Raw genomic sequence first — 26,102 nt, forward strand, 5'->3', positions numbered from 1 at the left:
TATAAGGGTATGTCACTAGATCTCTTTCTGGTTTCCCATGTAGCTCTGCAAAACCTGAGGGATTTTGATGTGGCCATCCTTTGTCTGGAAATTCTCCATAATTGAGACTAGTACTCTGGTAGTAGCTACCAGTGTGCTGTTTAGTGTATGCAGGTATTGTGTGTCTTCATTTGTTTTGTCTCTGAATCTTATTTTTAGTCTTCTTGCTTGGTACTCCAAACAGTTTGAGCATGATACAATCTCTCTGTAGGAATTTTGTCCTGCCATCCATGCTTCAATATCATATGTCTTGGCTGAAATTTTTCCCATATCTCCAGTTGACAATAACATGACTCTGTGCGGAATCTCTAATTTCTGGTAAAACTCTTCAGCAATTGCTAACATCTTTTCATGCTCTTTCCAAGAGTCTTCTGGTCTTGCAAAGACAAACTGCTCAATCTTGTCAAACTGGTGTACTCTGAAAATTCCTTTTTGGTCTCGTCCGTGAGCTCCTGCCTCTTTTCTAAAACATGGACTGACTCCTGCATATCTGATGGGAAGATCTTTTCCTTCTATGATTTCTTTAGAGTGCATTGCAGCCATTGCATGCTCTGATGTTCCAATCATGTAGAGGTCTTCATCTTCTACCTTGTAGATTACCTCTTCAAAGTCATCTGCAATAACTGCACCTTCCATTGATGCACGATTAATCATGTATGGGGGCTGAACAAGTGAATATTCTTTTCCTGCTAGAAAATCTAATGCAAAATGAATTAGTGATTGGTTTAGTCTTACTAGATCGTTTTTGAGATAATAAAATCTGGCCCCTGCAACTTTTGCTGCCCTCTCTAAATCTACCAAATCTAAATTCTCAGAGATGTCAATGTGATCATTTATCTTAAAATCAAACTCTGGAATCTTTCCCCACTTTTTGATTTCCTTGTTGGCAGTTTCATCTGCTCCAACTGGAACTGACTCGTGAACCAAGTTTGGTATTGTCAATGCTAATTTGGAATACTTGGATTCAATACTTTCTTGCTCTGATTCTAATTTTGCAAGCTCTGCTGAAACATTTTTCATTTCATCTAGAATTGATGATGCATCTTCTCCTGCCTTTTTCTTTTGAGAAATCTCCAAGGCCACTTGGTTCTTCTTTTTTCTCAACTCGTCTGTTTTGATGATAAACTCTCGTCTCTTTTGGTCAGACTCGATTAGTCCGTCCAAGTCAAAATCTACTGCTCTTGCCTTGAGCATGTCTTTGATAGTTTGAGGCTTTTCTTTGATTAGTTTGGGGTCTAGCATTACTCTATCACCTTTAGTGCCACTTGGATATGGTCCATCACTTCATCTATTGTCCCAATTAACTGCTTCATGTTCTTCTTACTTTCAAAATTAAAAACTAGTTTGTTATCAACATTTTCAACACTAAGACTCAATCCTTCGGGAAAATCCACATTATCTGGTTCTAGTGCTTTTTTGACAGTTTCAGCCTTTTCTTTTGAAATGTTATTGAGGGCTATCTGCACTTGACACGTTAACGACATTTACTTCTAAATAATTGAGAAAGTCATCTAATTTGTCTTTAGTTATTTTTGCGCCAGCTGCTGCATTGTGACCTCCTCCAATACCGTCAAATTTCTCAGCTCCTGTTCTCATCAATTCACTTAGGTTGATGTCAGACGTGCAACCAAATGATTTTCTTGATGAAAACTTGATTGTGTTCTCTTCTCCCTTTGTTCTTAAAATTACAATTTTTCCTGAATTCTTTGGAGACCCTGCAATTAGAGATGAGATAGTTCCTGTCATTGTTTCAGGGACAATGTCTTCACCATTTACCATCACACATGTCTCACTTTCTGAAATTCTCCATCTCTCATTTGATAGAATGTTCATGTATTCTCTGATCATCTTTCTGTAATCAGTCAAGATGGTTTCTCCTTCTCTTAGGATCTTGTTTCTGTCTCCCATGCAGATTGCCATGCCGACTCCGGAGCGATTAATCCTTCCACAAGAGTTTAGCATAGTTGAAAATTCTCTTCCGTCTCTGAGGAAACTTCGCTTGTCTTCTCTTGGAAATGTGTATGTGTATCCAATTAACTCTGACATTATTTCAGTGGCATTTTTTCCTGCTGTGAACTGGGTGATTGCTTCTATGACTTGCCTCTTTTCTTCCTCATCTAGTTCTGCTGGAACTCTCCATCTGCCTCCATCTTTAAGCTCAATTCCTGATGAATTTAGCAAAGAAAGGCAAGCATCTCTATTCCAAGTCAGTCCCTCGATAAATGGCTGTGATGTAAATGCAAGGGCATCTGGAAGAGGCCTTGTCTCTCGTCCTACCAATAATAAATCCAAGTCAATCTCAACTAGTCCTAACTCTTTTGCGGTGTTTGCAATCTCAAAATTCTTTCCGGTAAATGACTTTCTTTCTCCTTGGTCTTGTCTGTCCCCTAATGCTGAGACGACTGCAATTGATGACAAGTCAGAATTTTTCTCATCAAGTGCCATTGATGCAAGATATGCCATACCTCCTGCACAAATCTCCACTCCTCCATCGATTCCATACTTCCATGCATTGATGACATTTTGATTGTCCATCTCCTCATCTGGAATCTGGTGATGATCCAAGACAACCCAATTGTCCCCTAGTGTCTCATTGAGGTTTTTTGCAAATCCTCCTCCAAGATCAGTAACTATATGAAAATCTCTAGAGTCTGTTTTGAAAGACTCTACAACATTTTTGCTAAATTCTTTTGATGTTCTAACAGTGCATTTTGCCCCTGCTCTGATTAGGGCTTTGGTAATGATACTTCCAGATGTTAACCCATCACAATCAATATGGGTTGTAACAAAAATTGATTTTTTTGATCTTATACAATCTGAAACCTTATCTTTGAAAAACGAAAGTGACTCATCAAGTGCTTTTGCCATTACTCTAACTGAGCTACTACTGATTTATATTTCCAATTTGCTGGAATTCTGCCAATTCTTTTGTAGTAGACTGATAGTCTGTGAACTTTGGCTTCAATTAATTCCAAAGATCTGACATTTCTTCTGTCTCCTTTGTTCTCTTTGAGGTGTCTTTGAAGACCTACTGCCTTTTTGACAATGTTATCCAAGTCTTCAGGCATTTCTGATTTCAAATCATTTTCTTCTAAAATCTCTCCAACTGTTTTCTTTGTAATTGGTTTGATTAGTGGGATTGAATGTTGGTCTCTTAGTTTAATTCCAATTTGACTAGGAGTTAGTCCGTCTTTGGAATACTTGACAACTAATTCTTCAATTTCTGCAGGACTTTGTGTGATCCATGAAGGTGCACGAAGAGTAGCTGGTCTAATGGAATGTGACTTTCCGTGTCTGTGTGTATGCATTCGTCCCATAATTTGGCTCACTAGAGTACAGAATTAAACGTTACTTATACTGATCTCGTACATTATTCAAAATTTGGGGCTCAGAATAAAGTTTTAAATAAGTACTATTCGTCCAATCGATTAGGTAAACGGTATGAATACAAAAGTACTCTTAACAGCAACCATGCTATCTGTATTTTTCTTCGGTGCCATCGGTGCAGCTTCTGTTGCATTTGCTCAATACATGGGCAACGTTGGTGATGAAGGACAAACCGGATCTTACACATTAGAGGAAGCACTTGAGATTCAAAGAAGAAGAATCGAAGCAGCTGAAAACAACCCATCTTCTGGTTCAGGAACTCCATATCTTGACGCTAGTGGTGTAGTTGGTGCAGCAGTTATTGCAGGTGCAGTCTTTGGTGGTATCGCAGGAGCTTTCCTAATTAGAGGAAGATCAGGCAAATACGCAGCAATGGGTAGAGGATAAAATACCTCACTTTTCTCTTATTTTATTATCATTCCCTAGTGAATACTGATCTCGTACTTTATGATAATAAAAGAAATGTATATATCGCAGAAATTGAGCCAAAATATACATGACTCCTATCGTAGGAACTTTCCTTAGCATCTTGTCTTCACTAACAGGACAGCTAGGACCAAACTATGATCCATTATTCTATGATGTAATGATTTACATCTTCGGAACCATGATGTTCACAGTATTCCTTCTTGGAATTATCTCATTCTGGTTACGTGTTCACGGATGGGCATACAAAGACAACCGTGAGAGATGGGTCGACGAATTGGACAGACACTTTGAAAGAGAAGGTATCGGTCTTATTCCAGACAACGGAAAATACTGGTAGAAATCTACCTTTATCATTTTCATTATTTTTAATTCCTTAGAGAAATCTAGCTCTGATTTGTTTTTGAAATTCCTTTGATTTTTTCCAAAGTCTGAAACTATCTAATTGTCTGGAAGGAAGTCTTTGTCCTTTGAGGAATCGTATCCCTTTGATGTAAACTCTGCCTTGTAGTGGTATCCGTCTTGTAATGGGTGGTTGATGAAATGAGGTGACTCTTTTCCATTAACGTAAATTACAGACTTGCTCTGCTCCATGTCTCTTAGAGGGAAATCCCACATCCACAAAAAGTGGCCTATCTCAAATGGAAACTCTTCTTCCCATTCTGCATAAATCGTACCATCATTAGTTAGGGTATACATGGTTCTTTGACATTCGCCATCTAGACCTGAATTGATGTTTGCAGGAATGTCTGCTGGAATGCCATCAATTACAAGCTCCAAAGTTGCCTTGATTTTGTAAGGGGTATTCATATCATTGATGCAAACTTTGAGAGGATCGTCTTGACCCAGTTGACCTTGAATCACACTACTTGCAACTCCAACTGATATTGCAATGGCTGCAGTTATAGCTAGAAACCTTAGGGTCTTTTTTCTCTTGTAAGGATCACCAGTTCCTGGCCATATCATGATAGGATAATTTTAGGCAGATTCCTTAAAGTCTTTCTCTTACTCGTATACAATCTCAATTGTATCTAGTTGGTCTTGATGGTCTGCAATAAAATAGGTAATCTCATCTGAGTCTATCTCAAGCCATTCTGATTCTCCTTTGTATGGCAGGTAATCTTCTACAAACAATTCTCCGGGACCTGTCATTCTTACAAGGACATTTTCTCTTTTTGGTTTTATCTCAAAAGGTAACTTGAGGACTTTGCCTCTTCTTTGATTCTGTATGTTTACTTTGTATGGGTCTCCTCTAAATTCCACTTGGCCAAAAAAATAACTTTGAAAGATATCTAATTTTGTGACTTTGAAATTTAGCATCTTTTCTACTTGATTCTTTATTGCAGATAAGATTTGGTTTTTTGACTTACGTTAATCGTAATGATGAATAAAATGAAAAGGAAAAGGTTGGGTGGTTAGATTACTTGCCAGGGTCGTGTTGCAAACGTAATGACATATCCAACGCCAATCAAAATTGATTGATATGCAATGTTGGTATATGGGATTGGTTTGATAATTGGTTCTCCTTCAACGACAACTGTTTGACCTGGACCGAGTCCTGGACCAACTTTGGCTACATTGAGTTGGGTGTGTACGTGGTATACACCTGCTTCAAGTGCTTTAGCAGATAGTGAATATTCTACAACAGCGTTACCTGGAATGTCAAAGACGTTTCCTGGTGGGTCTCTTGCGAGCATCTCCCATCTGTTACCTGCATTGGTTGACTCTGAGAAAATGGATATCCATCCTCTAAGGTCTCTCTCTACAAGACTGACTAATGTTCCTTGAAGTGTCAAGGTTTCGCCAGTTTGGAGGGATTGTCTGTTAAAGGTTTCATCTTCAATTCTGATGAAACGACTCTGGAGTTGTGCTTGGACACCGTGTGCATCTGCAGTTGGAAGAATTGTCTCAACCCAGTTGAAACCTAAGGTTCCTAGTGCAAGTACGACAGCTAGTCCGAATACGAAAATCTTTTTTTCGACCATAGTTATCCCTAATATTGTGAAAGATAATACACGTCGTTATATGTTTTACCTTCACTGCGAGGATCGATACTAATGGCGATGTTAATCATTGATGTTAATCATTGAAAATGGAAAAAAATGGTTGTTATTTTTACAATGGAAAAAACATTAAATGAAATTATTTCATAAATCAAATGAAAATTCATTAGAAATTTGAAAAAAAATAACTTGGTTTCAATCTCTTACTTTATATTCTCAATATACACCTAGTGTATCATGGCACAGATGCCCGCATTAATCCCAAAAGAAGTTGAGATTCAGAGACTTAAGAAAATCTGGCTCATCGTTATTGCTATGGGATCTACCGCAGCATCAGTCGAAGTAGATAACTTCGTTGATGGTTCTCTACATCAGACATCTATCAGAGATAGTGCATTTACTCCAGCTCACTGGTGGTTATATTCCCACTTTGTAGCACTTCCACTCGGATGGGGTTCAGCAGCAATCTATGATAGAAAAGTTCCAGTTCTCAGAGGTCCAAATAATTCAATGAACACTGGTTTGAAAATGACCATTCTTGGTTACTTAGCAACAATGTTTACAATTGGAGTCAATGAGATGTGGCACTTCTGGTTTGTAGAAGAAATCTTTGCAGTTCCAAATCACTGGATGTTTAACATGGGTGTTGTAGTAGCATTCATGGGTGCACTTGCATACGTAGTCAGAGTATATGCTAGACTCGTAGAACTAGGTGCAGAAACTCCAGGAGAGAACCCATATGTCGCAGAGATGTACAAGATGGCCTTAGAAGGCAAATTGTACAGTAGATCTATTCCATAGACAAAATGTGCAAACGCACAATTTTTTCTTATTTTATTATTTTTCAAAAACGACGTAGATCGTACTTTTGACCGCAGTTTAAGAAAGACTTAAAAGGATTCTGTATTAGAATAATTCCATAATGACTCTTCCAAAAGGATTCGGTTCAGGCGGTGGCGGTGGATCATCCAGTGCTGACGTAGAACGAATGATTGGACGACGCGTTGAAAACATGACCGGTATTATCACAATTTCATACTGGGCAGCATTAATCTCCACTTTTGGTGGTACTGCAGCAGGATACTTCTATTATCCATGGGCATATCCAACCGCAAGTGGTCATTTTGCATTCATCGTACTTGCAATCATTGAGGCAATAGGTTACATCTTCTGTGTTAAAGTCATGGAAGAAGGTTCCAAAAAGAATAGTAATGGTATAGTTGGCGGCAGTATTGCAGCAACCGTAGCATTTGTACTTGTTGTCGTACTATTCGTAGGTAGATAATCAGAAGGCAAACCCTTCAGATACACTTCTTTTTCATTTTAATTTCTAACAAGAATCAATGATGTTTGCCGAATATAGCAACGATCTTCATCACACTCTAAAATTTTATATACTGACCGTTTCTTCAACTTGATATGGTCTGGTTAAGACGATGTACACACTACTTGTTCATAGTAGTGGTTGCAGTTAACTCTACACTGTTAACAATTAACGCAGGAGACTACATCTTCTACACTGACTGGGCTTGGACTTCGTACACGGTATTCTCAATATCGCAAACGTTGATGCTTATTGTAGGTGCAACATATTACCTAACATTTACAGGCGTTCCAGGCACAGCAACGTACTACGCTCTGATTATGACAGTATACACATGGATAGCAAAGGCCGCATGGTTCTCACTCGGTTATCCATATGACTTCATTGTAACTCCAGTTTGGCTACCATCAGCAATGCTGTTGGACTTGGTTTACTGGGCAACAAAGAAGAACAAGCACTCCTTGATACTGTTCGGAGGCGTACTGGTAGGAATGTCATTACCATTGTTCAACATGGTAAACCTGATAACAGTAGCAGACCCACTTGAAACGGCATTCAAATATCCAAGACCAACATTGCCACCATACATGACACCGATAGAACCCCAAGTTGGTAAGTTCTATAACAGCCCAGTCGCTCTCGGTGCAGGTGCAGGTGCAGTTTTGGGATGTACATTTGCAGCATTAGGTTGTAAATTGAATACATGGACTTACAGATGGATGGCCGCATGGTCAAAGTGGGACTAAACACCCAACCTTTTCCTTTTCATTTTATTATTATCCACTAGTGTAAACTCTAAACAATTTTTGGAAAAAAAATAATTTTGAAAATTAATAATTTTTGATTAACAATTCAAAGTGACCTGTTCTCTTTTTTGAATTGGAGTTAATCGAACGGTTTGCTTGAATCTTGTTTATCTTCCAAGGTTTTCCTGAGAACATGTCAGAGACTTGTTTTGAATCTGAATTTGATAGTAGCACTTTGCATCCTTTGGAATCTAGCTTGTTGCATAACTCTGCTAGTCTTTCCAAGTCCTTGTCTGTAAAGTCCTTGTTAGTATAACTTGTAAAATTGGCAGTATCACTTACTGGTTGGTATGGGGGATCGAAATACACCAAATCATCTTTTTTGGCATCTCGCAATACTGCCTCAAAATCACGACACTTTATGGCAACTTTGCTTGATTGCAAAATAGAGCTAACTGAACGCAAATTATCCTCATTTACGATATTAGGATTTGTGTATCGTCCTAGTGGGACGTTGAATTTTCCTTTGCTGTTGACACGGTACAATCCGTTAAAGCAGGTCCTGTTCAAAAAGAGCAATCTTGAAGTTTTCTCAATTTCGCTTCTTGGGTTTGATTCTCTAACTGCGTAATAGTATGATTTTGAATCCTTTTGATAATTTCTTTCGTGATTTTTTAGAGATGAGATTAGGTCATCTATTCTATTGCGAATTGTAGTATATGCTAAAACCAGGTCAGAGTTCAAATCAGAGATGCTGCATTTTTGACCATCTCTTTCTGAAAGGATATGGAAGAGCAGTGCACCCCCTCCAATAAATGGCTCATAATATGTCCCAAAGGATTTTGGTAAATTCTCATTTAGAATTGGAATTAACTGACGTTTTCCACCAGCCCATTTTACAAATGGTTTTGGGATGACAGTTGATACTTGAGAGTATACTTGTTTCAATAGTTAGTATCACGGAATTTTTTAACTCTTAGGGACACAAAAAAAATTGATCTCGAACTAGGTTTTTCCTAGTTGAGTGAGAGCTTAAATACAAACTTCGTAAATCATCCAAAATTACGTCCTGGAAAATTAATTTTGAAAATTGAAAAAAGCTTCGAACGGGATCCGGACCCGCGACCTTTACCTTACCAAGGTAACGCTCTACCAGGCTGAGCTATCGAAGCACAAATTCACCCTGTAGAAAATCCTTATAATTCTTCATTATCGTTGCAAAATCTGTAAACTGTTAAATTTCACACAGATTTTTACCCTTTTGGAGGAGTAATCAAGCCTGGCCAAAGTAAGCACATCTTGTGCTTTTGGACATGCAGGACTTAAGATCAAATAATGGGTGATCCTGTCTCTCAGGAGTTCGTGGGTTCAAATCCCACCTCCTCCATACAAAACTACTTTTGTCTAATTCCTCTAGCGTTTAGAACTTCGTAAACTTCTGGTATGGACCAGACATAACCAACATGAACACAATCTTTCTCATCACAGAGTTGACAGAACAATTCTCCTTTCTGAACTGCAACTTCGGCGATTCTGTTTTTGATGTTGTCCTTTAGAATAATTCTATCATCATCGACTGAAATCTTTTCAATCTTTGGAGCATATCTTGCAAAGGTCTTGTCCTTTTGCATCATCTCCTCTAACATGTAAGTAACATAGCCTGAGAAACTGTTGACACCTTTCATTGCAAGGTCGTCTTTACTCTTTTGATAAACATCTTGGAATTTATCATAGACAGTTTCTGAAACGGTGATTGATTTGAATCCGGCTTTTGGCAATTTACTTCTCTCTTACCGTACTTTAAGGTACCCCTCTATATAAGAATTTATTTTTACGGTACTGTCAACTTGTCGTTGGATATTCTAGGTGTTAAATTTCGTTGGGCTGTAGATTAGGTGGTACCGTAAAACTAGTTTTCACATGTGACTTGTGATTTTGGATTTCCATCATACAGACTTGTTATTGCATCTAAGATACAGTTTGATATGTATGGATAGTTTGTAGAAATTACTGGATACATTAGATCTTCAGGTGCGGTTGAGTGTGAAAGACCATAAGCATGACCCAACTCGTGTCGTAAAATAGTTTTCAAACTTTCATCTGAGAGTTTGTCGATTTCATAAATTGTTATTGTTGCCTTTATGATTTGGTGTTCATCCTCTACTATCAACCTTGTAAATCCTGTAAAACCATCACCATTTTTTTGATTTGTTAGTTTGATAATAATATCTCCTTCTCCTGCTAATGATCTGTGAAAGTGTATGTTGCTTGGTATTGGATATTTTGTTACATCTTTAATGCTGTTTAGTGCCCCGTACCAACCAAGAAAATAGTTGGAGGTGCCAGTTCCTTTATGAAGCAATTTGTCATCAATGTGTAATGATTCCTCAGACATTACAACATTTTGTAATAGACTCATTCTGTGTTCTGTTGCCGATGGTGAGTTTTCAACATGAATGTGGAATATGTCGTTATTTACATTGTTCCAATGTGCCCATGTGTCAATCGTGTCTCCTCTAAGATTCTCAATTACATATCCCATCCTTGATTCGTGTTTGTTTTCCAGTATTGCAGTTTTGATAATATCTTGTTCTGCATAATTCAGATAGAATGTCATGATTACAATCAAAATTATTACTGATACAATCACAATGAATCTCTTTGATATTATGTTTTGAAATACAAGTTGTTCTTTTCGTAATGTGTTTATTCCTTCCTCGATTTTGCCTAATCTGTTAGACACAATATCTTCGTCGTCACTTATCTGTCTTAATTGATCTAAAGGACCATCCTCTGTATTTGACATATTGTATGAGAATAATACTTGTATTTATCTTCGTTTTTAAGAATCACCAATGATATTATCTAAACTCAAATTAACAAATCACCACCTCTAGCCATGTTTTAGAATTTTCTGAATTTACCTGCCTATGGATACAGGTAGATCCACCGATAAAGTGCCAGAACCATTTTAAAAATGGATTTTCAAAGTTAATGAAAATTAGTCTTTATACAATAGCATCATGCCATAGCAATTATGGGAAAAGGATATTCTGAAGAAGAGATTCGTGAAAAACTAATTTCAGTTTTGGAAGGTTCTGAATCTGGAATGTCTGGAGTAGAGATTTCAGAGAAGATGAAAGTTAATCGTGTCACCATGACAAAGTATCTCAAGGTATTTGCAGTTGAAGGACTGGTACGTCAAAAAAATATTGGAAACATTACCTTGTGGTTTTTAGAGCCAGGACAAGAATCATTCAATTTTCCTGATGACTATTTCAAAGTGGCTCCTCAGTTTCTTGATTCTTTGATAAAGGGAAATGAGGACCAGGTCTATTCTTTGATTAGAAATTCCATTCATTCAGGTGCCAGTGTTAATCGCTTGATAATTGAAGTCATTTCTCCTGCAATTGAATCTGTGAAAAGTCTGTTTGATGAGGGAAAGATTGGTACTGCAGAGCAAAATCTCCTTAGGACAACAATCTCAAAATCTCTTCAGATACTAAACCAAATTCCAATAATTTCTGATTCTAAAAAAAATGTGGTTATCATATCAGCTGATTTTCAAAGCAGTTTGCTTGCAGAAGCAGCTTCTACTATGTTTCATTCAGATGGATGGAGAGTTTCTCATCTTGGGGATATGTCGTCTGCTATTGATGTACTCTTTGATCTTGATTTTCAAAAACTGGTTTCAAAAATATGGAAACAAAAACCTGGCGTTTTAGTTGTATTGGTTTTTTCAGAAACTGATGAGGCACTGAACTTTTTTGCTGATTCAATTAATCCAATAAAATCAAAATCTGGAAAACGTATGAAATTGATACTGTGTGGAAATGCTACTCGGAAAGCCAAAACAGAATCTGATCTTGTAACTCAAAAACTAGATGAAATTATTCAGTGGTCTCAGACAGTATATCAGAATTTAAAATAATGGGCCCGATGAGATTCGAACTCATGACCTTTCGATTATCAGTCGAACGCTCCAGCCAAGCTGAGCTACGAGCCCACGAAGAAATCTCTAGGCCAGAGTCATTTAAGTCTAATTTTCTTTCCACTTGATTGAGCAGCCAATAGATGGGTCAAAGTCTTTTTCAATTTTTTGACCTGATACTAGTTTGTCGATATTGTTGATCATTGTTTTCTCAGTTGCAGTATCCTCTGGCTTCATTGCATTATCAATTCTTCCATGAAATACTAGCTCCTTATTGGCCCCAAACAAGAATGGGTCTGGTGTACACATTGCGCCATATTTCTTGGCAATCTCTTGTGTCTCATCAACTAGATAATCAAATTTGAATCCCTTCTCTTTGGCAGTCTCTTTCATTGCATCAAAACTGTCTTCAGGATAATCAGTAGAGTCATTGCTGTTAATTGCAATCATGGCAACATCATTACCACATTTTTCATACAACTCGTTTAGTGCATCAACTTTGGCCTTGACATAAGGACAGTGATTGCACATGAAGATTATGAGATATCCCTTGTAATCCTTGTAGTCTCCTAGTGCATGTTTTTTATCATCAATTCCTAAAAGTTCAAAGTCTGGTGCGGTATCTCCTGCCTTTAGTTTGACTTGAGATTCTAAAAGTACCATGCAAAAACACTCTTGCTTTCAAATAAAATTCTTGCCAAGAAGACAACAATTAAAATCCACAGATAAACCAAGTCTCGTGTGGGCCGGTAGTATAGCCTGGTAGTATACCCGCCTTGCACGCGGGGGGTCACGGATTCAAATTCCGTCCGGTCCACTTCTATTATATACGCGATCTGTGCTGGATTTCAGACTGCTGGATGGATTTAAATAGGAAGAGTTTCAGTTTTTTTTCATGGCAAGCGCAGCAGATGGATGGCCGGTATTTATTCCGCTAATTGTTGGTTTAGCTCCAGGGTTAATTTACTGGTTAGCAATTACCGCAAAGAGAAACTAAATCTTACATCTCTTTTTATTATTTTATTTTTCTAGTGTAAACTAGGTTAAACGATGTTACCTTTCTTGTTCACTATATGATATATGCTAGAAAATTAATCTCCATTCCCAAGAAATCCTGATGTTAAAATTTGCTCTTGGTGCATTTTTGGTTTTTCTACTGATTCCGTTTTCCCAATCTTTTGCAGCAGAAGTTACAGACACCCCTTCAACACTTTCTGTATCAATTACTTCTCAAGCCCCATATGTCTACCAAGACTCTGAAGGCTATACTGTTGTAGTTGGTACTGTCAAAAATCACAATACCCAAACTCCTGTAACTAATGTCATTATCCAAGTGAACTTTTTTGATGATTATGATCCTAGCCCACTAGAGGTTACTAGTGGCAGAACCACACTTGAGGTAATTCCTCCAAACGGGGAATCTCCATTTGCAATTCGCTCTGATACTCCAAACTCTGCAATAACCCAAGCATCAGTATCTCTACTTGGATTTGATTCCTCATCTCCAAAGCAAAAGGGCCTGACAGTATATTCTAGTGAAGTAACCTATGATGGTCATCTCCGTTTTGAAGGAGTACTGCAAAACAGTGGGGCTCCAAACTCTAACACCAATGTTTACTTGGCATTGTATGATGGATTTGAACCATCTCGAATTCTTGAAGTAATTACAGTTGAGCTAGGTGATGTGGAATCTGATGGTGAGGTCTCCTTTAATGTCAATAGGCAAATTGATGCAAGAGCAATAGGATTTTTGTTGTTTGCCGAATCTAATGTCTTTTCTTCAAACTTTGTTGATGTAGAAATTCCTGAACCACAATCATTGACAAAACTAGTTTCAATTTCCAATGTCTCTGTAACTGATTCAAACGGAGAGAAACTTTCTGAAATTCCAGTAAACTCTATTGTAAATATCAAGAGTGAAACATGGATACAATTTGCAGCTGATCAAAGCACCAACGAAACACCATACACATACTATGTGCAAATCAAAGAGGCTGGAAACAATAAGGTAGAGTATATTGGAAAAGATGATGGACGCTTTATTGGAACAGGTCTTCAATCACCAACAATAGACTGGATGCCAAAAAACACTGGACTCTATTTCATTGAAACTTTTGTTTGGGACCGAAATAACATCCCAATAGCAGAACAGGGTCCGTTTGTATTGATTAATGTGACATAGTCTCCACACCCTTTAAATCCAAAAAGAAACGTGCAGAGGTGGCAATGAGATTTAATATTATTTTGATGATTTCTGTAATGTCCTTACTTGCCGCAGTTCCTTTAGGACAAGAGGTATTTGGTTATGGTTCTGCTCCTGTACAAAGCAGTTCTAACAACTTTACAGTTGACATTCAAACTGATAGTGAATCATATGCACTTGGTGAAGATGTGACATTTTCTGGAACTGTCAACAAATATGAAGACGATAGAACTGTACGAATTTCAATTTTTGATTCAAAGAACAATCTTGTAGTTACTCAAAAAGTCAGTGTTGATTCTGACAGGACATTTTCTCATACTGTTTCTCTAAATGAAAAATTCTCAGATGGAAAACATATTGTGAAAACTCAATACGGTAACACAAAGGCTACAATTGACCTTATCTCATTTGTGGTTAGTTCTGATTCTGGAGTATCTCAAACCTCAGACAATGCAAAAATTCCTGATTGGATTAAGACTAATGCTGGATGGTGGTCAGCAGGCCAAATTGATGACAGATCCTTTGTTGAGGGAATCCAGTTTATGATCAAAGAAGGACTCATGAACATTTCTTCTTAATTTTGATTCAAATATACTAGTAGATTTATTTTCAAAGAAACCTACAGTAATGCATGTCTGAATTTTCTCTAGTTGCAATGGGTGGTACATTTGATATTATTCACAGAGGACATATCACACTATTATCAAACGCATTTGAAATTTCAGACAAAGTAATAATTGGATTGACTAGTGATGAGTTTGCAAAAAGCAGAGGAAAGACTACATCAAACAATTATGAAAAACGATTGGCAAATCTAACTGAAACAATATTCAAAGAATTTCCAAACTCTTCTTTTCAAATCAGTAAACTGGACAATGACTTTGGACCTGCAGTTTTAGAGCCAGAAGTACAAGCCCTAGTTGTAAGTGATGAGACAAGCAACCAGGGAGATGTACTAAATGAGATGAGGGCAAAAAAGAACCTCTCTCCAGTTAAGGTCATAACAGTGCCCATGTACTTGGCAAAAGACGGCTCTAGGATATCTACTACTAGGATTAAAAATTCTGAAATTGATTCAGAAGGAAACTTGTTATCAGTTGACAAATAGCTTGCACAACTTTGAGTAATTGCAATAAAACAAAATTCTAAGATTCAGGCTCATGGCAATTATCCCATACATGATGAAGAAGATAGACACAGACGTTTCTAATCTAAAGCAAGGACTGCATCCTCAGAACCTGTCATATTGGTATGATAAAATAATCAAAGAAACAATTGAGATGGCACCACCTTGGCTGCAAGACAAGATCAAAGTTCATCAAGACCCAATACTATTAATGAAATTTAATCTCGACATTTCAAAACGTGCAGTTCGTTATTTCATGATTGCAGTTGACAATAACTTGGATGACATGCCATATACAACAAAATTGTATTTTCTCAAAGTTCAAGAGATAATGTCCACTGAAATGGATAAATCCCTAGTTTGATTGCATTTTTTTATTCTAGGCACAAATGAGACCTCTAAGTATCTATAACCAAAAGAATTCTCATAATCATAATCATGGACCTTTACAAATCAAAGTATTCTGATAAGAAAAAATTTGGAGGAAGACGAAGCGATGATGGACCTCGTTCTTTTAGAAATTCCAGAGATGACAGATTCTCTAGAGATAGAAAAAGAGAGTCTGCAACAGTAACTTGTGCTGATTGTGGTGATGAATGTGAAGTTCCATTTGTTCCAAGAACTGATAGACCTGTTTATTGTAGCGATTGTTTTAGAAAAAATAAACCAGATTCAGATGATAGAGGTTCAAGATATTCCAGAGATGACAGAAGAGAATCTCGCAGAGATGATAGAGGTTCAAGATACTCCAGAGATGATAGACGTGAATCTACAACAGTAACTTGTGCTGATTGTGGTGATGAATGTGAAGTTCCATTTGTTCCAAGAAGTAACAAACCTGTTTACTGTAATGATTGTTTCAGACAAAACAAACCAGATTCAGATGACAGATACTCCAGAGATGACAGAAGAGAATCTCGCAGAGATGATAGAGGTTCAAGATACTCCAGAGATGACAGAAGAGAATCTCGCAGAGATGATAGAGGTTCAAGATACTCCAGAGATGACAGACGTGAATCCGGTAGAGACAAACCTCGAAAACTAAAAAATGATAAATTTTCAAAAAAGCGAGAGAGCTTTTTCAGTAATGGTTCAGATAAATTCTATGCAACAATTAAAGAAAAATTATTTGAAATTTTGGGCGGCAAAGTTTGTTCTAGTTGTGGATTCAAAGATGAAAGGGCTCTAGGATTTAGTCCAGTTTCTGATGATTCTTCTTTTGATGAAATTGGACGTGGCGGTGCTGCATCCTCATGGGGAAAATATATCTCAGAACCAGAATTGGCAAGAGAGGAACTCAAGGTATTGTGCTTGAATTGCAATGAAATTAGGCAACCTATTGCAAAGCCAAAAGAAGAAAGATCAAAACCTAAACAAAAGAAAAGTAAATTTTTCCCACGATGATCTAAAATCGTCTTTGAGAATTTATTAACACTTTAATTATAATAATTTTGAAAATAAACTATGGATGGCGACTTTAAGGCATTAGGAATTTCTCTAATTGCAATGGTTGGAGTTATTTCACTCTGGACTATATTTGGTTCCTAGATTCAACCTTTAAGAATCTCAACTTGATTCCCAAGGACTCTAGTTGAGGTTATTTTGTGTTCTTTATCAATTATTGATTGAGTAAAATCTGCAAATTGTTCTACATCTGATTCCTTTTCAAGTAGAATGCTGTGAGCTGATTTGTCTTTTAGTGATATTACTAGTTCGTTTTTTACAAGATTTAGAATTCCTGTAATGTAGGTTTCATTACCCTCTTTGATGTAGATTAGACTGGCTAGTTTCTGAGCCTCGTATTTGTCTTCACATGTGATTGTTATTTTCATTTATTCTCAAAAAGAAATTCATCTAACTTGTCTTTTGCTTTTTCACGATTCTCTTGATGTACTGCAAGAAATTCATTTATTTTTTCAATCAAGATTGCTTTTAGTTCTCCAGAAAGCATTTTTCCAGACTTGTAATCATCGTAAATTGATTTTAGTTTGTTATCATCTGGTTCAAAAAATATTCTAAGATACTGGTATGATACATCAATGTCTGGATTTCCTCCAATCTTTCTGTGTTCCTCTACACTTGTTTGCCCACCTGAAAATGCATGTTTGTTGATTTTCTTTTTTACTACATTTGGTGCATCTGTTGTGTAAACAGTACCGTTTTCATTTGAAGCTGACATTTTTCCTCCAGGCCCTTCTAATCCTGGAATCATAATGTTGTGAATTAGTGCTGGCTTTGGTTTTCCAATTTTTGGTGCAATGTCTCTTGTTAGTCTAAAGTGAGGGTCTTGGTCAACTCCTAATGGAATCAAAACTGGTTTGTCTTCAATGAAACATGGGGCAGATTGCAATGACGTGTAAAAGATCATGCCAATATTAGTGTCATTTGTAAATCCAAAAGTGGCTTTGGTGTTTGAGAAATTAATTTTCTTTGCAACTTGAGATGCAATTGGATAAAGTGTTTGAATATTTCTTGTGTTGATAATGATCTTTGTATTTTTGGGATTGAAACCTAGTGCGATAAAGTCTAGTGCATTCTCATATGCAAACTTGCCAGTCTCCTCTAATGTCAGATTGGGTTTTGAGAAAAATTTTTCATCATCTGTTAATTGAAAGTACATGTTGACATCAAATTTTTCTTGTAGCCATTTTGCAAAGACCCATGGAACCAAGTGGCCAATATGGGTGTGTCCTGATGGACCTCGTCCTGTGTACAGGAAGAATTTGTTACCTTTTTCATAATCATCAAGAATTCTGCCCATTTCTCTGTGTGAGAAGAAAATTCCTCTTCTTAGCATGAAATGATCTTCTCCAGTAATCTTTGTGATTCTTTGTAATAATTCTGGAGAAATCTTCTGAGTGCCAAATTGCTTGATTAGTTTATCATAGTCGATATCTCCCTCGACATGCCAAGGAGTTACAATGAAATCGTCAGCTGACATTCAAATTGACTTAGGTTAAGGTTTAAAAAGTCTTTTTCGAACTTTTGGTGTTGTCACAGGTTTTTCATGATATTGAAAAAAAAATCATTACATCACTAAAAGACAATCCTAAACAAACTCCTGAAAATCTTGAAGAATCTACAAAACTTTCACCTGACCAAATTCGACGTGGAATAGAGTGGCTGAAACTAAAAGAATTAGCAAATGTTGATGAATCTCAAACAAGCATTGTTAGTTTGGGAAAAAATGGAATAGAGTCACTTGAAAAGGGATTGCCTGAAAGAAGACTCTTAGAATTACTAAAAACAAAATCAAAATTATCTGATTTACAAAAAGAACTAGGTCCAGTGTTTGGACCTGCAATGGGGCTTGCAAGAAAAAATAATTGGGTAGATGCAACAGCAGATGAAATTACTCTAAAGAATCCTCCAGATGTTTTACCTGGAGAAAAATCTCTAAAACAAATCAGAGACCAAAAAATATCTGCTGATACACTAGACTCTAATGATTTGTCTGGACTTTTGAGACGTCCTGACTTTGTTGTAGAGGAAATCGTAAAGACAAAGCAAATTACATTAACTGATTCTGCAAAATCAATCAATCTTGATGCTTCTTCGGGAGGAATTGATGTGGAAGCCAAAGTACCCGAAGTCTTTGTTGCCAGAACTCATCCACTAAAAGATACCATTGATGAGATTCGTGAAATCTTTGTCACTTTGGGTTTTTCAGAAATTTATGGAAACATGACCCAATCAAGCTTTTGGAACTTTGATGCACTATTTACTCCTCAGGATCATCCTGCAAGGGAACTACAGGATACCTTTTACCTTGATGGCATTTCTGCCAAAAAGATTGCAACTCCTGAACAGATCAAAAAAGTTTCTGAATCCCACAAGAAGAACTGGAGATACCAATGGGATATCAATGAGGCACGCAAGATGGTTTTGCGAACCCACACTACCTGTGTTACAATAAAACATCTTGCAGAAACAAAGCCTGATGAGGCCAGAGTATTCTCACTAGGACGCGTTTTTAGAAATGAAAAAGTCAGCTACAAACATCTTGTGGAATTTAATCAAATCGAAGGCGTTGTTGTTGGCAAAGATGCAAACTTGAGAAACTTGATGGGAATACAACGAGAGTTTTACAAACGAATTGGAATTACAAAAATAAAATTCTGGCCAACCTTTTTCCCATACACTGAACCATCACTTCAAACTATGGTGTACAATGAAAGACTAGGAAAATGGGTTGAACTATTTGGAATGGGAATCTTTAGACCCGAAGTTACAAAACCACTTGGAATAACAAAACCTGTTTTGGCATGGGGTGGTGGTATTGAAAGAATTGCAATGCTAAAGTATGGCCTGGATGATGTACGAGAATTTTACAACAACAATTTGAATTGGTTGAGGAGTGCAACAAAATGCCAGTAGTAGAGTTATCTTATTCTAGTCTTCAAAAACTAATTGGAAAATCTTCAAAAAAACAGATTGCAGATTCACTACCTTTCTTAGGCCTTGATATTGAATCTGAAGACAAGGATCTAGTCCGAATAGAGTACAGCCCAAACAGACCTGACTATTCCACTGACTTTGGTATTGCACTTGGCATGCAAGGACTGTTGGGAATTAAAACAGGTGCAATCAAACTAAAAATCAAAAAATCAAAACAATATTCCATTTCTGTAAAACCTGATGTCTCAAAAGTAAGACCATTTGTGACTGGAATTGTTGCAAAAAACGGCAAAATTGATGATAAAACCATCAAACAACTCATGGCAATGCAAGAAGACTTGCATTTTGGTATTGGACGAAAGAGAAAGAAATCCTCAATTGGCATTCATGATTTAGATAAAATCCAATTTCCTCTAGTGTACACCACATCTGATAGAAAGCACAAATTCACACCACTAAATTCTGAGAAAGATCTATCCATAGATGAAATTATCAAAACAACTGAAGTTGGAAAGGATTATGGGGATTTGCTTGGAAACTTCTCCAAAGTTCCTTTGATACTTGATGCAAATAACAAAACTGTATCATTTCCTCCAATAATTAATGCAGCAGTAACTACAGTAACTACAAAAACAAAAAATCTCTTTGTTGAGGTTACTGGAATAAACAAAGCCGATGCTGAAGACATGTTATCTGTTGTTGCAACAATATTGCAAAGTGCAGGATTCTCTTTGGAATCAGTTCAAATCTCTGGTGCAAAAAACACTTCTCCAAAACTTGCTGAAAGAAAAATGACTGTCAGTCCATTGCTAATTAATCAGACACTTGGATTAGATATTAGCACATCAAAAATTATCTCATCACTAAAAAAATCAAGACTAGATGCAACTGTAAAGGGCAAGAACATTGTTTGTACAATCCCTGCATATCGTTTTGATATTTTTGGTCCAATGGATTTAGTTGAAGAAGTTGCTTTAGGTTATGGAATACAAAATCTTGAGCCTACAATAACGCCTTCACAGACACTTGGTCAAACAAATCCAATTTCACTCCAACTAAAATCACTTAGTCAAACTATGATTGGATTGGGATATCTTGAAGCATTGAATTCTAGCTTGACAAGCAAAAGAGTTCTTTATGAAATGGTAAACCGCGAACCAAAGACAATCATCTCTGTTCGTGATTCAAAAAGCCAAGAGCATACCATTCTACGTGATTCCATTCTACCTGGATTGCTAGAAAATCTATCAAAGAACATTCATGAATCATATCCTCAAAAATTATTTGAAACTGGAACTGTATTTTCTTCTGGAGATCCTATCTCTGAGACAACTAACCTATCTGTAATTAGTGCACACCAGGATGCAAACTTTACTGAAATCAAATCTGTTTTGCAATCACTACTAAAGACAGGATTTGATTTAGAAGTTATAACAAAAACTACTGAGCACCCAACATTTGAGAAGGGACATTGTGCATCTGTTCTAATTAACAACAAAACAGTCGGTGTCATTGGAGAAATCAACTCCAAAATCATTGAAAATTACAAAATTCGTGTACCTGTAGTCGGATTTGAAATGTCTCTATCTGAGTCTATTCTCAAATCGCTTTAGAAAAGAAACTGCTAGCAATCCAACTCCTGCAGTAAACAATCCCATTCCAACAGTTAATTCAATTTTCATTCTTTGATGAATATTCTTTTTTTCTTCATCAAGCATGTAATATGACTCTGAATCTAAATTTTCTAAAAACTGAATCTGCGGATAATCAAAAATTATGATTAGTATTCCTAAAATCAACACGATAATCCCAATGAAAAATAGTGTTTGATTTTTGATCTCCATCAATGGTTTTTAGTAGGATATTCCCTATAATTAATCGCCCAAGAGCAGGCACGCAGACGGATTAGGATGATGTCGATCGTAATGATACCAATGATTTCTAATTCACCCAGGCGTGCTACATTATGGGCAACCCCGGTTTCAGAACCCAAGGAGGTTTTGGCTAAAATACCAATGATCTTGTGCGAGTCAGAACCGGGGAACATTTCATAAACCATAAAGTATCCCTTGATACAACAAAATTTGAAAATGGTAAACTATTGGTTAGCAAAACAAGAACCTAGTGGACCTAGAGGTTACAACTTTGAACAACTAAAAAAAGACAAAACTACAGTTTGGGATGGAGTCCATAACAATCTTGCATTAAAACACATGAGAGAAATGAAACCTGGTGATCTTGTGTTTTTTTATCATACAGGTGATGAGAGACAAGCAGTTGGAATAATGCAAGTCACATCAAAACCATATTCCAATCCAAAAGAAGATGTTGAACGATTCATTGTAGTTGATGTAAAATACAAAAAAGCACTAAAGCGTCCTGTAACACTTGATGAGATGAAGAAAAATAAAAAGTTCAAAGACTGGGAACTAATCCGAATCTCAAGACTATCTGTGATGCCTGTTCCAAAACCAATTTGGGATGAGATTTTAAAGATTTCTGAAAACTGAATGTAATCGGTTTATTGATATAGTCGATTTCCGTAATTATTTCATGGCAACAGCTTATGTGTTAATCAACTGTGAACTAGGTTCAGAAGAGGCAATTATCAGCCAACTAAAGGGCCTAGAAGGTGTCAAAGAAGTTCACGGAACTTTCGGTGCATATGATATTTTGGCCAAGATCGAATCTGATACTGTTGAAAAACTTAGAGAAACAATTACTTGGAAGATCAGAAAAATTGAAAAGATTCGTTCTACACTGACCCTGATGGGTATCGAAGGCCAGACATAAACACCCTTTTTTCTTATATTATGATTCTACATTTTATTTTTGTAGTAAAAGAAGAAGAGCGTGAAGAGCGCCAGTTTGAATTTGAATATGTCAAGAAGATGGCTCAGTTCTTCAAAGTTTGGATCAAAGAAAAGTTTGGCAAAGACTATGAGATTCAATGCGATGAAATGATTACAAAGCCTACTAGCATTCTGCAAAGACTTGACACACATACTCTATTGCGTGATCATGAACAACGTGGAAAAGACATCTATCATTTCTATCTGACCCACTTTAGACCAATGTGGACTGATTGTACTTGTGAAGGATACCATGCAGAAAACTTTGGAATGGTGTTTTGGCAAAAACCTAAAGAAAAAAATGATGAACTATACTTGGCAGAAAAAAATTGTACAACTGTATCTCATGAAATACTACATGAACAGATGCGACAAATGGGACGCAAAAAACATGCAAGAGAAGTTCATGACATTTGGACAAAACATCTCTTTGAGCAACTAGAGTTTGAACAATATGGTGAGGATTTTAAAAGAACTGATGGTAAACCAACTTTTCTAGCTATGGATACTAGAGAACTAAATTTGTAAAATTAACACTTTGTTACAGAGTAAATATTATTTTCAAAGTTTGCTGTCTTGAAATCTAATTTGTTTTCAGGATCATCTTTTCTTGATTTGCTCAAGTTTTCTAATTCAACTAGTGCATCTCCTTTGAATCCAACTGATGAACCATAAATTGCATCAGTTAGCATGGTTCCATGATCACCACTCTTGATGTCATCTACAATTTCATAGAACTTTAGTGCATCTTTTTTATTTACTGGATGTCCAGTTGCCTTGTTTTGTGCAACTGCAATGTACATTCCATTGTTTTTGACTGCTACAGGAATTTTGTGATTCTTGCCAGTTTTACCAGGAATTGTTTCATTAACTAGAACCTCACACTTGTGATACATGCTTGAGACATATGCATAGAATCTGTATTGAGCATATTTTCCTGCTTTGTCTTCTTCGCAACCAACAAAGACTTTGTGCAATAATTCTAAAGCGTCATCATTCATACTTTGTAATCTATCATCAATTCTTCCTCTTTCAAGTAAGTCTGATTTGCATTCTTTTGCAACTAGAACTAAAATGAAATCAGGTAAATTGTAATTTTTTAGGGCTGCAACAAATGCACCTGCTTGAGACATGCCAAACTTTGGAAAACCCTTATTGACCATTTTTACACCTCAAAAATTTGCAACTCCCCAACAATGTAATAGAAACTGGCTTTTGGCTTATAATTGTTAAGAATTTACATGCCTGTGGCTTTGTTTTTGTAATTTTTTTAATTGTAAATAATAAATTCGGGATGAATTTGTTGCATAATGTGAATGTTGATTCTACTCCCGAACTTGTTTCCGGTGTTTATGCTAAATTAAAAGAAAATATTGCAAAATTCAGAAATGTTACTGGTAGACCACTAACACTTACTGAAAAGATTCTTTCTGGACATTTCAATAAAATTGATGATACAAACTATGCTGGCGGAAAAGATTACGTTTTTCTAAAACCTGACAGAGTTGCATTACAAGACGTAACAGGACAAATGGTAATGTTACAATTCATGCAAGCAGGACTCAAACAAGCAGCATTGCCCACAACTGTTCACTGTGATCACTTGATTCGAGCTGAAGTTCAAGGTGATGTTGACATGAAAGTATCACTTGATGAAAACAGCGAGGTCTTCAAATTTTTGCAATCAGCTGCTGCAAAGTATGGATGTGGTTTTTGGAAACCAGGTGCAGGTATTATTCACCAAGTAGTTCTTGAGAACTATGCATTTCCTGGTGGATTGATGATTGGAACTGATTCTCACACACCAAACGCAGGTGGCCTTGGAATGGTTGCAATTGGTGTAGGTGGATTAGATGCAGCAGAAACTATGGCTGGCATGCCTTGGGAATTACTATATCCAAAAAGAATTGGTGTAAAACTAACTGGTGAGTTAACCGGTTGGACTGCACCTAAAGATATTATTCTAAAAGTTGCCGAAGAACTAACAGTTTCAGGTGGAACTAATGCTATTGTTGAATACTTTGGTCCTGGAACAAAATCAATTAGCTGTACTGGAAAAGCAACCATAACTAACATGGGAGCAGAAATTGGTGCAACATGTTCTATATTCCCATATGATGAGAGAATGGAGACTTATCTCAAATATACAAACAGAGCTGACATTGCAGAGCTTGCAAACCAAAACAAGGAATCACTTGTAGCTGATCCTGAAGTTGAATCAAATCCTGAAAAATTCTTTGATAGAGTAATTGAAATTAATCTTTCAACATTAGAGCCACACATTGTTGGACCTCACACTCCTGACTTGGCACGTCCCATTTCTGATTTATCTGATGATGTAAAAACAAATGACTATGTTGATCCGATATCTGTTGCACTAATTGGAAGTTGTACAAATTCATCTTATGAAGACATGTCAAGAGCTGCAAGTCTTGCTGAGCAAGCAAAACAAAAAGGAATCAAAGCAAAGATTCCGTTACTAGTTACTCCTGGTTCTGAGCAAATTAGAGGAACAATAGAACGTGATGGACAGATGGATTCACTCAAAGACATTGGTGCAACTGTTCTTGCAAATGCATGTGGTCCTTGTATTGGTCAATGGAACAGACCTGAGCTAGACAAAGATGAACAAAATACTATCGTTACAACCTTTAACAGAAATTTCCCTGGACGAAATGACGGTCACCGCACTACATTGAATTTCATTGGCAGTCCTGAAATGATTATTGCACTTTCTTTGGGTGGAAGACTATCCTTTAACCCACTAGTTGATGAATTAACTGCAGCTGATGGAACAAAGTTCAAGCTAGAGCCTCCAAAGCCAGCTCCTGAAGTTCCTAAAGAGGGATTCCTGAGACCTGAAGGAATCTTTGTTGCACCACCAGAAAACTCTGATGGAGTAGAAGTAATTATTGATCCTAACAGTAAACGACTACAAAAATTAGAACCATTTGCAAAATGGGATGGAAATGACTTTGAAGAATTACCAATCATGGTAAAGGCCAAAGGAAAATGTACAACAGACCATATCTCTCCTGCCGGTGCATGGCTATCTCTTCGAGGACACTTGGATAATCTCAGTGACAACATGTTGCTAGGTGCAGTCAATGCATTTAATGACGAAGTTGGACAAGGCAAGAACGTTCTAAACAATAAACTAGAATCATTTTCTAGTATTGCAAGACAGTACAAAGAAAAACAGATGAGATGGGTAATCATTGGCGATAACAATTACGGTGAAGGAAGCAGCAGAGAACATGCAGCAATGACTCCAAGATACTTGGGATGTGCTGCAGTAATTACAAAGAGTCTTGCAAGAATTCATGAAACTAATCTAAAGAAACAAGGATTGTTGGCATTGACATTTGCAAATCCTGATGATTATGAAAAAATCCAAGAAGATGACAAGATTAGTCTAGTTGATTTGAATAACTTGTCACCTGGTAAACAAGTCAAATGTATCATTAGTCATAACGATGGAAACAAAGAAGAAATCATGCTTAATCACTCTTACAATCAAGCTCAGATAGAGTGGTTCAAAGCTGGTTCAGCTCTTAATGTTTTAAGAAATAGATAATGGTGGGCCCAGACGGATTTGAACCGACGACCGATGGTTTTGGAGACCATCGTCCTACCAGGCTAGACTACAGACCCACAAGAACCGACA

33 protein-coding genes and 5 tRNA genes are annotated in these 26,102 nt (G+C 36.8%); 19 read left to right on the forward strand and 19 right to left on the reverse strand.

Translation table 11 applies throughout. The features are described from left to right. Nucleotides 1-15: 15 nt before the first annotated feature. From serS to ACX12B_RS04760, 4 genes are read right to left on the reverse strand one after another with little or no spacing between them, the layout of a single operon-like run. Nucleotides 16-1,281, reverse strand: a complete 1,266-nt coding sequence (serS, locus tag ACX12B_RS04745) for a serine--tRNA ligase (RefSeq protein WP_459352907.1) — start codon at nt 1,279-1,281, stop codon at nt 16-18. Continuing rightward, nucleotides 1,281-1,523: a KEOPS complex subunit Pcc1 gene (locus ACX12B_RS04750; RefSeq protein WP_459352908.1), complete on the reverse strand. Its 243-nt coding sequence runs from the start codon at nt 1,521-1,523 to the stop codon at nt 1,281-1,283. Before ACX12B_RS04750 ends, serS begins: the two co-directional genes overlap by 1 nt. Next, entirely contained in the window at nt 1,486-2,907 is a 1,422-nt protein-coding gene (locus tag ACX12B_RS04755) for a DHHA1 domain-containing protein (protein ID WP_459352909.1), read from the reverse strand. The genes ACX12B_RS04750 and ACX12B_RS04755 overlap by 38 nt, the downstream gene beginning before the upstream one ends. After that, nucleotides 2,907-3,356, reverse strand: a complete 450-nt coding sequence (locus ACX12B_RS04760) for a 30S ribosomal protein S15 (RefSeq protein WP_459352910.1) — start codon at nt 3,354-3,356, stop codon at nt 2,907-2,909. The genes ACX12B_RS04755 and ACX12B_RS04760 overlap by 1 nt, the downstream gene beginning before the upstream one ends. Before the next feature lie 124 nt (nt 3,357-3,480). Between ACX12B_RS04760 and ACX12B_RS04765 the strand changes: the two genes are divergently transcribed. Next, a complete protein-coding gene (locus ACX12B_RS04765) occupies nt 3,481-3,813 on the forward strand; it encodes a hypothetical protein (RefSeq protein WP_459352911.1) in 333 nt (110 codons plus the stop codon). 109 nt (nt 3,814-3,922) lie between these two features. Next, nucleotides 3,923-4,192: a hypothetical protein gene (locus tag ACX12B_RS04770; protein ID WP_012215889.1), complete on the forward strand. Its 270-nt coding sequence runs from the start codon at nt 3,923-3,925 to the stop codon at nt 4,190-4,192. 101 nt (nt 4,193-4,293) lie between these two features. Here ACX12B_RS04770 and ACX12B_RS04775 read toward each other — a convergent pair whose 3' ends face one another. From ACX12B_RS04775 to ACX12B_RS04785, 3 genes are all read right to left on the reverse strand, one after another. Continuing rightward, nucleotides 4,294-4,818 (reverse strand): hypothetical protein, encoded by a 525-nt coding sequence (locus ACX12B_RS04775; RefSeq protein WP_459352912.1) that lies wholly within the window; start codon nt 4,816-4,818, stop codon nt 4,294-4,296. A gap of 39 nt (nt 4,819-4,857) precedes the next feature. Then, complete coding sequence (locus tag ACX12B_RS04780; RefSeq protein WP_459352913.1) at nt 4,858-5,172, reverse strand: hypothetical protein; 315 nt, start codon at nt 5,170-5,172, stop codon at nt 4,858-4,860. 95 nt (nt 5,173-5,267) lie between these two features. Beyond that, nucleotides 5,268-5,837, reverse strand: a complete 570-nt coding sequence (locus tag ACX12B_RS04785; RefSeq protein WP_459352914.1) for a methane monooxygenase/ammonia monooxygenase subunit B — start codon at nt 5,835-5,837, stop codon at nt 5,268-5,270. A 255-nt stretch (nt 5,838-6,092) separates the two neighbouring features. Here ACX12B_RS04785 and ACX12B_RS04790 point away from each other — a divergent pair, with 255 nt between their 5' ends. From ACX12B_RS04790 to ACX12B_RS04800, 3 genes are all read left to right on the forward strand, one after another. After that, on the forward strand, nt 6,093-6,656 hold the full coding sequence (locus ACX12B_RS04790) for a methane monooxygenase/ammonia monooxygenase subunit C (protein WP_016939485.1): 564 nt from the start codon (nt 6,093-6,095) through the stop codon (nt 6,654-6,656). A 121-nt stretch (nt 6,657-6,777) separates the two neighbouring features. Further along, nucleotides 6,778-7,140, forward strand: coding sequence for a hypothetical protein (locus ACX12B_RS04795; protein ID WP_459352915.1), 363 nt, complete (start codon nt 6,778-6,780; stop codon nt 7,138-7,140). A 134-nt stretch (nt 7,141-7,274) separates the two neighbouring features. Continuing rightward, the gene (locus tag ACX12B_RS04800; protein ID WP_012215883.1) at nt 7,275-7,925 is read left to right on the forward strand and encodes an ammonia monooxygenase family protein; all 651 of its coding nucleotides are present in this window, start codon (nt 7,275-7,277) and stop codon (nt 7,923-7,925) included. A gap of 84 nt (nt 7,926-8,009) precedes the next feature. On the opposite strand, the gene ACX12B_RS04805 is transcribed toward ACX12B_RS04800, so the two are convergent. Both ACX12B_RS04805 and ACX12B_RS04810 read right to left on the reverse strand, forming a co-directional pair. After that, nucleotides 8,010-8,873 carry a DNA adenine methylase gene (locus ACX12B_RS04805; RefSeq protein WP_459352916.1) on the reverse strand — a complete coding sequence of 288 codons (864 nt, stop codon included), beginning with the start codon at nt 8,871-8,873 and terminating at the stop codon, nt 8,010-8,012. A 150-nt stretch (nt 8,874-9,023) separates the two neighbouring features. After that, nucleotides 9,024-9,097, reverse strand: a tRNA-Thr gene (locus ACX12B_RS04810). A gap of 91 nt (nt 9,098-9,188) precedes the next feature. Between ACX12B_RS04810 and ACX12B_RS04815 the strand changes: the two genes are divergently transcribed. Beyond that, nucleotides 9,189-9,312, forward strand: a tRNA-Leu gene (locus ACX12B_RS04815). A 7-nt stretch (nt 9,313-9,319) separates the two neighbouring features. Here ACX12B_RS04815 and ACX12B_RS04820 read toward each other — a convergent pair. Both ACX12B_RS04820 and ACX12B_RS04825 read right to left on the reverse strand, forming a co-directional pair. Continuing rightward, nucleotides 9,320-9,703, reverse strand: a complete 384-nt coding sequence (locus ACX12B_RS04820; RefSeq protein ID WP_459352917.1) for a hypothetical protein — start codon at nt 9,701-9,703, stop codon at nt 9,320-9,322. 131 nt (nt 9,704-9,834) lie between these two features. Beyond that, on the reverse strand, nt 9,835-10,731 hold the full coding sequence (locus ACX12B_RS04825; protein WP_459352918.1) for a matrixin family metalloprotease: 897 nt from the start codon (nt 10,729-10,731) through the stop codon (nt 9,835-9,837). A 231-nt stretch (nt 10,732-10,962) separates the two neighbouring features. Between ACX12B_RS04825 and ACX12B_RS04830 the strand changes: the two genes are divergently transcribed. Next, nucleotides 10,963-11,856, forward strand: a complete 894-nt coding sequence (locus tag ACX12B_RS04830) for a B12-binding domain-containing protein (protein ID WP_459352919.1) — start codon at nt 10,963-10,965, stop codon at nt 11,854-11,856. On the opposite strand, the gene ACX12B_RS04835 is transcribed toward ACX12B_RS04830, so the two are convergent. Both ACX12B_RS04835 and ACX12B_RS04840 read right to left on the reverse strand, forming a co-directional pair. Then, a tRNA-Ile gene (locus ACX12B_RS04835) sits at nt 11,857-11,931 on the reverse strand. Between the two features lie 33 nt (nt 11,932-11,964). Beyond that, a complete protein-coding gene (locus ACX12B_RS04840; RefSeq protein ID WP_459352920.1) occupies nt 11,965-12,519 on the reverse strand; it encodes a thioredoxin family protein in 555 nt (184 codons plus the stop codon). 80 nt (nt 12,520-12,599) lie between these two features. Between ACX12B_RS04840 and ACX12B_RS04845 the strand changes: the two genes are divergently transcribed. The 6 genes from ACX12B_RS04845 to ACX12B_RS04870 all read left to right on the forward strand — a co-directional run bounded on the left by ACX12B_RS04845 (nt 12,600) and on the right by ACX12B_RS04870 (nt 16,589). Next, nucleotides 12,600-12,673: transfer RNA gene (locus ACX12B_RS04845), tRNA-Ala, on the forward strand. Between the two features lie 327 nt (nt 12,674-13,000). After that, nucleotides 13,001-14,038, forward strand: coding sequence for a hypothetical protein (locus ACX12B_RS04850; RefSeq protein ID WP_459352921.1), 1,038 nt, complete (start codon nt 13,001-13,003; stop codon nt 14,036-14,038). A gap of 44 nt (nt 14,039-14,082) precedes the next feature. Next, nucleotides 14,083-14,637 carry a hypothetical protein gene (locus tag ACX12B_RS04855; protein WP_459352922.1) on the forward strand — a complete coding sequence of 185 codons (555 nt, stop codon included), beginning with the start codon at nt 14,083-14,085 and terminating at the stop codon, nt 14,635-14,637. 53 nt (nt 14,638-14,690) lie between these two features. Beyond that, nucleotides 14,691-15,167: a phosphopantetheine adenylyltransferase gene (locus ACX12B_RS04860; protein WP_459352923.1), complete on the forward strand. Its 477-nt coding sequence runs from the start codon at nt 14,691-14,693 to the stop codon at nt 15,165-15,167. Nucleotides 15,168-15,219: 52 nt separating this feature from the next. Continuing rightward, nucleotides 15,220-15,549 (forward strand): hypothetical protein, encoded by a 330-nt coding sequence (locus tag ACX12B_RS04865; protein ID WP_459352924.1) that lies wholly within the window; start codon nt 15,220-15,222, stop codon nt 15,547-15,549. A gap of 74 nt (nt 15,550-15,623) precedes the next feature. Further along, a complete protein-coding gene (locus ACX12B_RS04870) occupies nt 15,624-16,589 on the forward strand; it encodes a CxxC-x17-CxxC domain-containing protein (RefSeq protein WP_459352925.1) in 966 nt (321 codons plus the stop codon). Nucleotides 16,590-16,735: 146 nt separating this feature from the next. Here the strand turns inward: ACX12B_RS04870 and ACX12B_RS04875 are convergent, their stop codons facing one another. Then, nucleotides 16,736-17,017 carry a hypothetical protein gene (locus ACX12B_RS04875; protein WP_459352926.1) on the reverse strand — a complete coding sequence of 94 codons (282 nt, stop codon included), beginning with the start codon at nt 17,015-17,017 and terminating at the stop codon, nt 16,736-16,738. Beyond that, nucleotides 17,014-18,126, reverse strand: coding sequence for a tryptophan--tRNA ligase (locus ACX12B_RS04880; RefSeq protein WP_459352927.1), 1,113 nt, complete (start codon nt 18,124-18,126; stop codon nt 17,014-17,016). The genes ACX12B_RS04875 and ACX12B_RS04880 overlap by 4 nt, the downstream gene beginning before the upstream one ends. A 50-nt stretch (nt 18,127-18,176) precedes the next feature. Here ACX12B_RS04880 and pheS point away from each other — a divergent pair, with 50 nt between their 5' ends. Together pheS and pheT are read left to right on the forward strand one after the other, a co-directional pair. Next, a complete protein-coding gene (gene pheS, locus ACX12B_RS04885; RefSeq protein ID WP_459352928.1) occupies nt 18,177-19,562 on the forward strand; it encodes a phenylalanine--tRNA ligase subunit alpha in 1,386 nt (461 codons plus the stop codon). Further along, entirely contained in the window at nt 19,553-21,196 is a 1,644-nt protein-coding gene (pheT, locus tag ACX12B_RS04890; RefSeq protein WP_459352929.1) for a phenylalanine--tRNA ligase subunit beta, read from the forward strand. The genes pheS and pheT overlap by 10 nt, the downstream gene beginning before the upstream one ends. On the opposite strand, the gene ACX12B_RS04895 is transcribed toward pheT, so the two are convergent. Further along, nucleotides 21,167-21,427 carry a hypothetical protein gene (locus ACX12B_RS04895; RefSeq protein WP_459352930.1) on the reverse strand — a complete coding sequence of 87 codons (261 nt, stop codon included), beginning with the start codon at nt 21,425-21,427 and terminating at the stop codon, nt 21,167-21,169. The two genes, pheT and ACX12B_RS04895, sit on opposite strands and share 30 nt — an antisense overlap. Then, nucleotides 21,427-21,642 (reverse strand): hypothetical protein, encoded by a 216-nt coding sequence (locus ACX12B_RS04900; protein WP_459352931.1) that lies wholly within the window; start codon nt 21,640-21,642, stop codon nt 21,427-21,429. The genes ACX12B_RS04895 and ACX12B_RS04900 overlap by 1 nt, the downstream gene beginning before the upstream one ends. 31 nt (nt 21,643-21,673) lie before the next feature. Between ACX12B_RS04900 and ACX12B_RS04905 the strand changes: the two genes are divergently transcribed. From ACX12B_RS04905 to ACX12B_RS04915, 3 genes are read left to right on the forward strand one after another with little or no spacing between them, the layout of a single operon-like run. Beyond that, entirely contained in the window at nt 21,674-22,093 is a 420-nt protein-coding gene (locus ACX12B_RS04905) for an EVE domain-containing protein (protein ID WP_459352932.1), read from the forward strand. A gap of 43 nt (nt 22,094-22,136) precedes the next feature. Further along, nucleotides 22,137-22,376: an Lrp/AsnC ligand binding domain-containing protein gene (locus ACX12B_RS04910; RefSeq protein WP_141977555.1), complete on the forward strand. Its 240-nt coding sequence runs from the start codon at nt 22,137-22,139 to the stop codon at nt 22,374-22,376. 20 nt (nt 22,377-22,396) lie between these two features. Next, nucleotides 22,397-22,963 (forward strand): hypothetical protein, encoded by a 567-nt coding sequence (locus ACX12B_RS04915; RefSeq protein ID WP_459352933.1) that lies wholly within the window; start codon nt 22,397-22,399, stop codon nt 22,961-22,963. Between the two features lie 2 nt (nt 22,964-22,965). On the opposite strand, the gene ACX12B_RS04920 is transcribed toward ACX12B_RS04915, so the two are convergent. Next, on the reverse strand, nt 22,966-23,598 hold the full coding sequence (locus ACX12B_RS04920; RefSeq protein WP_459352934.1) for a hypothetical protein: 633 nt from the start codon (nt 23,596-23,598) through the stop codon (nt 22,966-22,968). A gap of 131 nt (nt 23,599-23,729) precedes the next feature. On the opposite strand from ACX12B_RS04920, the gene ACX12B_RS04925 reads away from it, so the two are divergent. Then, nucleotides 23,730-26,012 carry an aconitate hydratase gene (locus ACX12B_RS04925; RefSeq protein ID WP_459352935.1) on the forward strand — a complete coding sequence of 761 codons (2,283 nt, stop codon included), beginning with the start codon at nt 23,730-23,732 and terminating at the stop codon, nt 26,010-26,012. Here ACX12B_RS04925 and ACX12B_RS04930 read toward each other — a convergent pair. Next, a tRNA-Trp gene (locus ACX12B_RS04930) sits at nt 26,013-26,089 on the reverse strand. Nucleotides 26,090-26,102: the final 13 nt, after the last annotated feature.

This window comes from Nitrosopumilus sp. S6 (genome assembly GCF_054515815.1).